The sequence below is a fragment of the Pseudochrobactrum sp. AO18b genome, from assembly GCF_000409565.1.
In the GTDB taxonomy this organism is placed as follows: domain Bacteria; phylum Pseudomonadota; class Alphaproteobacteria; order Rhizobiales; family Rhizobiaceae; genus Pseudochrobactrum; species Pseudochrobactrum saccharolyticum.
The window spans coordinates 1-819 of record NZ_ANNO01000175.1 but is presented as its reverse complement, the minus strand read 5'-3'; the positions used below and the strand labels follow the sequence as shown (position 1 = coordinate 819).

General features: G+C 51.5%; 1 protein-coding gene. It reads right to left on the bottom strand.

Going from position 1 to position 819, the window contains the following annotated elements; genetic code table 11:
• Positions 1–77: 77 nt before the first annotated feature.
• The gene (locus A918_RS0107610; protein WP_028233523.1) at positions 78–539 is read right to left on the bottom strand and encodes a 6,7-dimethyl-8-ribityllumazine synthase; all 462 of its coding nucleotides are present in this window, start codon (positions 537–539) and stop codon (positions 78–80) included.
• Positions 540–819 lie beyond the last annotated feature (280 nt).

Here is an 819-nt window from a genome sequence, read left to right as displayed (position 1 = left end):
CGGCAGCAGGGCGTGCAACGCCTCGCTTATTGGCGGTGCGCGGCGCATTCTGCGGCGTCGCATGAGGGGCGGTCATATCAGACTCCAAATTTTTTCTGTAAATCAATCATCGTCAGGGCAGCGCGCGCTGCAAAACCGCCCTTATCTTTTTCACTGCGTTTGGCGCGGGCCCAGGCCTGCTCTTCATTTTCAACAGTGAGAATGCCATTACCGATCGCAATGCTTTCCGCCACAGACAGGTCTGTCAATGCGCGGGAGGATTCATTGGCAACGATTTCAAAATGATAGGTCTCGCCGCGAATGACGGTGCCAAGCGCAACATAACCATCATATTCTGTGCCACCGCCGGCCTCAGCATCGAGAGCGAAAGAGATAGCCGCAGGAACTTCAAGAGCGCCCATGACCGTCACAATATCATAAGTCGCACCGGCTTCATCCAGCGCCGCTTTGGCACCATCCAGAAGCGCGTCAGAAAGCGCATCGTAAAAACGGGCTTCAACAATCAGAATATGCGGCGGATAGGCCAGATTTCCGGTCATCTCATTCTCCATAATCAGCTGCCTTTAAAGCAATTGAATCCACGACTACCAGAGCGGTTTATCTGAAACTGCCACAGGTCAAGAACACTGTATCCTCTCCCGCAGGCACAGGCTGCTTACGGGAACGTATATAAATCATATTCTATAGAAACCTGCGGCACTTACAATGTAAGCAGCCATACATTTTTCAATATGCTTTTTGCCCGCAACAACAGCGAGACCCTGCTGCGACAGATCAATCTGCACAACTGAGTTAAAGCAACGCCTGAACGGTAATGAC

Bases quoted from the DNA above. Each gene is read 5' to 3' on its own strand.
- A918_RS0107610 (WP_028233523.1), bottom strand. From the start codon at position 539: ATGACCGGAAATCTGGCCTATCCGCCGCATATTCTGATTGTTGAAGCC.